We start from the raw sequence: 7,320 nt of genomic DNA, 5'->3' as shown, positions 1-7,320 counted from the left end.
GGCGGCTCTGTGGCTAAGCGCCGCGCCAGAAGCCTGGAACAGGGGCGACTGGGCCCTGCCCGCCGCCCGCCCCTGCTCCGCCGCCGAGCTGCGCGAGCTGACGGCCGAGGCCGACACGCCCTACCGCCTTACCTGCCGCGCGGTGCTGACGCCGGGCCAGCCCGTCCGCCGCTCCCTGCGGATCGAAGGCGCCGAGGCCTCGGGCGCCGGGCTGGACTGCCAGGGCGGCGCGGTCGGCCGCCCCGGCGTCGCGACGACCACCCAGACCCCCACCATCGCCATCTGGTCGCGCCGCATCGACGCCCGCCGGTGGAGCCGCCCCACCGACATCCGCATCGAGAACTGCCTCATCCACGGCGCCGTGCGCGTCTGGGGCATGGGGGCGGATGGAAGTCATGACGACCTGCGCGCCTCGTCGCGCACCGCCGAGCACACCGCGACGGTTCAGGCCGCGGCGCCCAGCCACATCGAACTGGACCGGGTGAGCATCGTGGGGACCGGATCCATCCCCCTCTATGTAGGGCCGGGGGTGACACGGCTCAGCCTGACGAACGCGACCCTGTCGGGAAACAGCGTGGCCACCGCCCTCTATCTGGACGCCGAGAGCGCCGACAACCGGATCGAGCGCAACATGATCGCGGTCACGACCGGCCGCGAAATGATCGCCGTCGATGGTTCCGCCCGCAATCGCATCACAGGCAACCGCTTCGATCTGGGCGGACGCCCCGGGATCTTCCTCTATCGCAACTGCGGCGAGCGCGGCGTGATCCGGCATCAGACGCCGTCGCACAATCAGATCACGGACAATGTTTTTTCCGGCGCCTCATGGCTGCGGCCGTTACTGGTCGTCGTCGGGGCGCGCGAGGGCCGCCGCGCCTATTGCAGCGCCGATCGCGGCTATCCCTGGGGCAGCAGCGCCGACGACGGCGACCGCGCCACGGGCAATGTCGTGGCGCGTAACACGCGCCGATAGGAAGTGCGGTCCTCCCCTCTCCCATACGCTTCGCTATGGGGGAGGATTGTCGGCCTAAGCCGGGCGGCCGGTCGCAAGGGCGCCGTACAGGTCCGGGCGGCGGTCGCGGAAAAAGCCCCAGGCGGCGCGGTACTGATCCAGGAAGTCGAGGTCGAAGCTGTGGACCAGCACGCCCTCTTCACCCGTCAGGCTCTCGACCAGATCGCCGCGATGATCAGCGATGAAGGAGTGGCCGTAGAAGCTCTGGCCGGCTTCGGTCAGGGTCTCATGGCCGATGCGGTTCGCGGCGATGACCGGCATGGCGTTGGACACGGCGTGGCCCTGCATGGCCCGCTGCCAGGGGGCGGCGGTGTCCAGGGTGGCGTCATGCGGCTCCGAGCCGATGGCGGTCGGATACATCAGGATGTCGGCGCCCTGCAGGGCCATGGCGCGGGCGCTCTCGGGGTACCACTGGTCCCAACAGATGCCGACGCCGATGCGGCCGAAGCGGGTGCTCCAGACCTTGAAGCCGGTGTCGCCGGGGCGGAAATAGTACTTCTCCTGATAGCCGGGGCCGTCAGGGATGTGGCTCTTGCGATAGACGCCCAGGGCCTCGCCGTCGGCGTCCAGCATGACCATCGAGTTGAAATAGTGCGGGCCTTCCTTCTCGAAGATCGAGACGGGGATGACCACGCCCAGCTCCTTAGCCACCAGCTGCAGCTGGACCACGGCCGGATGCTCGCGCCACGGATAGGCGGTCGTGAACCAATGCTCCTCCTGCGTCACGCAGAAGTAGGGCCCCTGGAACAGCTCCGACGGCAGGATGACCTGCGCGCCCCGGGCCGCCGCCTGACGGATCAGGCCGATGGTCTTGTCGATATTGGCCTGCATGTCCTCGCCGTACGAGGTCTGCAGGGCGGCGACCGTGACGGTGCGGGCCATTATGCGGGCTCCTGCTGGCTGATGCAGTGGAAGGAACCGCCCCCGGTCAGGACGGCGTTCGACGGCGACAGGACGATCTCGCGGTCCGGGAAGACCGTGGCCAGGGCCTCGCCCGCCAGACGCGCCGCGACATCATCGCCATAGGTCGGCACCACGATGGCCCCGTTGGCGATCAGGAAATTCATGTGGCTGGCCGGGATCGGACGCTCGTCGGCATCCAGCACCAGGCCCGGCGACGGGATGCGCAGCACCTTGAGCTTGCGGCCCATGGCGTCGGTCGTTTCCGACAGGGTGCGAGCGGTCTCGTCATAGACCTCGGCGTTCGGGTCCTTGCGGCCGAAGGCGATGGGGCAGGCCACCACGCCCGGCGCGACGAAGCGGGCCAGGTTGTCGACGTGGCCGTCGGTGTGGTCGTTCAGCAGGCCATCGCCCAGCCAGACCACCACCTTGGCGCCGACCGAAGCGGCCAGGGCGGCCTCGGCGTCGGCCTGGGTCCAGTTCTTGTTGCGGTTCTTATTCAGCAGGCACTGGCGCGTGGTCAGGACCGTGCCCTCGCCGTCGTGGTCCAGGGCGCCGCCTTCGAGGATGAAGTCATGGCGGGTGGTCGCCACGCCTGAGAAGGCCGCAATCTGATCGGCCACCTCGTCGTCGTGCGGATAGTCGTACTTGCCGCCCCAGCCGTTGACGCTGAAGGTCTGGGCCGTCTTCGAGCCCGCGTTGAAGATCGGCCCCGTGTCGCGCAGCCAGATGTCGCCGAAGCGCGCCGCCACGACCTCGACGCCGTCGACGCCGTCCAGACGCGCGCGGGCGCCCGGCAGGGCCTCGTCATTGCCGACCATCAGCTTGACCTGCTCGCGGCCCGGACCGGCCAGGGCGCGGACCAGGGCTTCGACCTCGTCCTGGGCCTGCGCGAAATACTCGCCCCACAGCTCGGCATGGCTGGGCCAGCCGACCCACATGGCGCGGTGCGGCGTCCATTCGGCGGGGATAGGGTGGGTCATGGGCGAAGTCGATCCGAATGGGAGAAAGGCAGACCGCGCCAGATAGGCCGAGACGCCCCCCGGTTCAATGTTTGCCGGCGATAGGCCGCAGCGACAGCCCCTCCCGGAACGGGCCTCAAGTAGCGCGAAGCGCGGTAGGCCCAAAAAAAGAAAGGGCGGCCCGTTGCCGGACCGCCCTTCCCTGTCTTGGTTCTGACGCTTCTTAGAAGGAGGCGCGCAGAGAGACCATGGCCGTGCGCGGAGCGCCCAGCTGGAACTGGCCCGTGCCCGTGGTCGAGGTCGAGATGTCGGCCAGGTACTCTTCGTTGAAGAGGTTGATGACGTTCAGCTGGATGTAGGAACCGCCAGCGCCGACCGAAGCCAGGTTGTAGCGGACGTCCAGGTCGAAGGTCAGGTAGTCAGGCGCGACTTCCGTGTTGACGTCGTTCGAGAAACGCTCGCCGACATACTTGCCCTGCAGACCCAGGTCGAACTGACCGATCGTGTAGGCGGCGCGGGCGCCGAACTGCCAATCCGGGGTCTCGACCAGTTGGTTGCCGGCGATCTTGATGAACTGCGGCACGCCGTTGACCACGCCGTTCGGCAGGTCGTTCTTCACTTCGCTGTCGGTGTAGGTGAACGAACCCGTCAGGCTCAGGTTGTCCATCGGCGACCAGCCGATCTGACCGTCCACGCCCTGCAGGGTCACGTCGCCGACGTTGCGCGTCAGGAACAGGCCGGCGGCTTCGTCGAAGGTGCGCACGATGCGGTTCGAGTAGTCCGTCTTCCACACGGCCACCGAGGCGAGAACCGAACCCGACTGGTAACGGTAGCCCAGGTCGTAGGAGTTGGTGGTTTCCGGCTCCGGGTTCACGTCGACGACGTCATACAGGTCGTCGGTGCGCGGGGCCGAGAAGCCCTCGGCGTACGAGGCGTAGACCGACTGGTTTTCAGCGAACTTCCAGGTCACGCCGGCGTTCGGCAGGAAGGCGTCGTACTTCTTGTCGAACGAACGCGGCGCGCCGTACTCGTTGCTGGCGCTGCCGTTCATCGACGACACCGGGAAGGTGACCAGGCCGTCGCCGTCCGCGTCCGTCCCGACCTGGGTGGTGCAGTAGGCGTTGAAGGTGTCGCGCTGGTAGCAGTAGTTGTTCATCTCACGGTCGAAGAACGGAGCGCGGGCGCCCAGCGTCACATCGACGGCGTCGTTGAAGAACGAACCGCGGTACTCGGCCGAGATCTGGTTCAGCATGGCGTACGACAGACGGTCGCGACGACGCAGGATGGTGCCGTCGGGCAGCTTGACCGGGCGGCCGTTACGACCCGCGAACGGATCTTCCGGGAAGCCGTTGGCGTCGATGAAGCCGAACTGGCCGGTCTGGCGGTGACGACCCCAGTCGAAGGTGTAGGCCAGGCGGAACTGGTGATCTTCAGCAGCGTCCCAGATCAGCGAGCTGGTGACGGCGTAGCGGTGCGTGTTGGTGATGTTCGGACGGAACAGGGTCACGCGGGTGGCGGCGTTGATCACGCCGTCGCCGTTCAGGTCCACGCCTGCGGCGGTCGAGTTGCCGCGCAGCTGCGGGTCGGTCTCGCTCATCGTCTGCGTGCCGCCGCCGTGCGCCAGGGTGTACTGGAACGAGGGGTCGACCGTCAGGCGCAGGCTGTCCGTCAGGGTGAAGCGCGACTGGCCGCGGATGTTGCCCGTGTTCGACGGGTTGATCGCCGTGGCTTGCGACTTGATCGTGTTGTAGTCGTCGCGATCGTAGGCGTTGCCGGCGTTGAACTGCGCCAGGGTCACGCGCGGCATGAACTCGTTGCGGTTCTCGTTGTAGTGCGCCGTCAGCGACACGAAGTCGCCGTTGTCGCCCAGCGGCTGATAGATGCGGCCGTTCAGCTGCATCTTGTCGACGCCGCCGGCGCCCACGAAGTGGTCGTACACGGTCTTCGAGGCCGAGAACCAGGCCGAGGTGCCCCAGGGACCGACTTCACCGGTGTCCAGCAGGGCGAAGATGCGCTTGTAGCCGTACTCGCCGAGCGAGGGCTGCAGGATGACGCCGAAGTCCTTGGCCGGACGACGCGTGACGTAGTTGACGGTGCCGCCGGTGGCCGAAGCGGTGGGGCTGTCGACGTCGGTCGTGCCGAGGTTGACCGAGGCGCGCGAGATCAGTTCCGGGTCCAGCTGCTGGTTGGAATAGATCGCGTAGTTACCGGTGTCGTTCAGCGGAATGCCGTCTTGCGTCAGCGAAACGCGGGCGGCGTCGAAGCCGCGGATCGTCAGGTCGCCGCCAGCCGAGCCGAAGGCGTCGTTGTTGGTGAAGTTGACGCCCGGCAGCAGGTTGATCGAGTTCAGGATCGTCTGGCCGGCGGCCTGGGTGCCGATGAAGGCTTCGGTGATGCTGGCGCGCGACTTCGGATTGGTTTCCGCGACGACGCCTTCGATGGCGCGCGGACCGCGCGCGCCGGTCACGACGACTTCGCCGAGGTTGGTGGCGCGCTCGTCGGCCATCTGGCTGGCGGTGGACTGGGCCGAGGCGGCGCCGGCCATGAGAACGCCGCTCATCAGGGCGGTCGTCGCCCAGAACAGCTGTTTGCGGTTGGTCATCTGTTGGTATCCCCAGTGATGAAGGCGTAGCGCCATGCGCGGCAGGCCGTGAAGCCTGTCGAGATGAGCTGGGCCTTAAGGCCGCTGCGGGAAGTTTGGACGACAGTCGTGTGACAGTGATATGACAGCCATCAGGGGTGGCTATAACATCACACCCCTGTGGAGGATTTTCACCACTGGCCGGAGGGCGGCGTCAGTCGGCGCGCAGGGCGAAGGCGTCGGCGATCAGGCCGGCGGTCGGGCGCATGGCGCGCGGCTCATGATAGTTGCCGTTGATCTGGCTGCGCGCGATCACGTGGGCTCGGAAGGCCGTGAACAGCTTGGGATCGGCGGCGACCGGCGCGCCCCAGAAACCGTCCAGCGGCTGCTGGTCGGTCAACCCCTCGAAGTCGAAGAAGGCGTCGCCCAGCACCTTGACCGGGGTGCGGAACCCCAGCGCCGACAGGGCCGCGCTGGAATTGTTGACCACCATGCCCTGCGAGGCGCGGCACAGCTGGGCCAGGTTGCCGCCGTCGATGAAATCGACCCGGTCGTCCAGACCGCGCTCAACCGCCAGGCAGCGGGTCATGTGCTCCAGATCCGACAGCCCCGGATCCAGAGGATGGTTCTTGACCACCAGCCGGCAGTCCTTGGGCGCGTGGCGCGCGAAGCTGCCCATAACCTCGGCCAGGAAGGCCGTGTTGTCGGCGTAGGAGGAATAGCGCAGCAGTTGCGCGTCACCTTCGCGCTGAAGGCAGGCGATGAAGAAGGGACCGCGCGCGCGGATCACATCGGCGTCGCAGGACTGCTTGGGTCGCGTCGCCAGGCCGAAATAGCGCCGGATATGACCGAAAAACTGCCGCCACGGCGAGACCGTATAAGGGTGGCGGTAACGCGGGAAGACCGCCCAGCCCAGCGGCTGCACCGCATGATAGAAGCTGATGTTGAAGACGTGATGCGGCAGGATCTTGCCGACCGGACGCGTCACCGGCAGTTCAGGCCCCGGCACGACGTAGCCGGCGGCGGAGCGCGGCAGGCCGCTGGAGCCGTTGACGCCGTTCCGCTCCAGCGTGATCCAATCGGGGCGGAAGTAGCCGTTCTCGAGCACCCAGACGCGGGCGTTCAGGCTGTCGGCCTGGGCCAGCACGCCCTGATTATAGGGACCGCCCTCGCCGAACACGACGATGTCCGTAAACTCACGCGCCAGTTCGCGCACCCGGGCGGGCCAACGCCGGACATCGTCGCGGAACACCACGCCGCCCCGGCGGCGCCAGGTCGTCAGGTCTCCGGCGTTGAAGATCATGCGCATGGCTTCGCCGCCGCGCGCGGCGACAGCTTGCGCCAGCAGACGCCCGAACCCGCCGAACGGGGCCGTGACGATCAAAAACCGGCGGCCGCGCAAATCCGCCTGCACCAGCGGTATTGCGTTCGGCTGATCAGGATCAAATGGCGCGAGCAAACGCTGAGTATCTTTCTGAGGAACAGCCCCTTCCTAGTGCCAAGCGCCCTGCGATGACAAGGCGTGTGGAGGCACAGGATACGGTTTTGCTTTCGTCCTAAAGAGAAGGCCGCCGGCTCTGGACGAGACCGGCGGCCGGATCTTTCGACATTCGAGGGCGTCGGACCCCGAAGCCTGACCGTAAGGTCGCTCCGGGGTCCTTGGACCTTAGAAGTTGATGTCGATGGTGGCGCGACGGTTGAGCGGCTCGCGCACGCCGTCAGCAGTGGCCTTGGCGAGGTTGGTCTCACCCTTGCCGTCGAGGGCGATGACGCCGCCGTTGACGCCTTGGGCGACCAGGGCGTCGGCGACGGTGCGCGAACGACGGTTCGACAGGCCGAGGTTATAGGCGGCCGAGCCCGAGGTG

At 67.3% G+C, this 7,320-nt stretch carries 6 protein-coding genes; 1 reads left to right on the top strand and 5 read right to left on the bottom strand.

Annotated elements, in window-relative coordinates:
- Positions 1-973: right-handed parallel beta-helix repeat-containing protein (locus VGE49_RS07345; protein WP_331033909.1), on the top strand; the 973-nt coding region annotated here is incomplete at its 5' end.
- A 54-nt stretch (positions 974-1,027) separates the two neighbouring features.
- On the opposite strand, the gene aguB is transcribed toward VGE49_RS07345, so the two are convergent.
- The 5 genes from aguB to VGE49_RS07320 form a co-directional block, all read right to left on the bottom strand.
- The gene (gene aguB, locus VGE49_RS07340; protein WP_331033908.1) at positions 1,028-1,894 is read right to left on the bottom strand and encodes an N-carbamoylputrescine amidase; all 867 of its coding nucleotides are present in this window, start codon (positions 1,892-1,894) and stop codon (positions 1,028-1,030) included.
- Complete coding sequence (locus tag VGE49_RS07335; RefSeq protein WP_331033907.1) at positions 1,894-2,895, bottom strand: agmatine deiminase family protein; 1,002 nt, start codon at positions 2,893-2,895, stop codon at positions 1,894-1,896. The genes aguB and VGE49_RS07335 overlap by 1 nt, the downstream gene beginning before the upstream one ends.
- Positions 2,896-3,097: 202 nt before the next feature.
- A complete protein-coding gene (locus VGE49_RS07330) occupies positions 3,098-5,476 on the bottom strand; it encodes a TonB-dependent receptor (RefSeq protein ID WP_331033906.1) in 2,379 nt (792 codons plus the stop codon).
- Between the two features lie 193 nt (positions 5,477-5,669).
- Positions 5,670-6,839, bottom strand: a complete 1,170-nt coding sequence (locus VGE49_RS07325; protein WP_331033905.1) for a capsular biosynthesis protein — start codon at positions 6,837-6,839, stop codon at positions 5,670-5,672.
- Between the two features lie 282 nt (positions 6,840-7,121).
- On the bottom strand, positions 7,122-7,320 hold a 199-nt coding region (locus tag VGE49_RS07320), incomplete at its 5' end, for an OmpA family protein (RefSeq protein WP_331033904.1).

Source organism: Brevundimonas sp. (assembly GCF_036405315.1).
Lineage (GTDB): Bacteria > Pseudomonadota > Alphaproteobacteria > Caulobacterales > Caulobacteraceae > Brevundimonas.
Note: the sequence above shows the minus strand (reverse complement) of the source record. Positions and strands in the feature narration are given on the sequence as shown.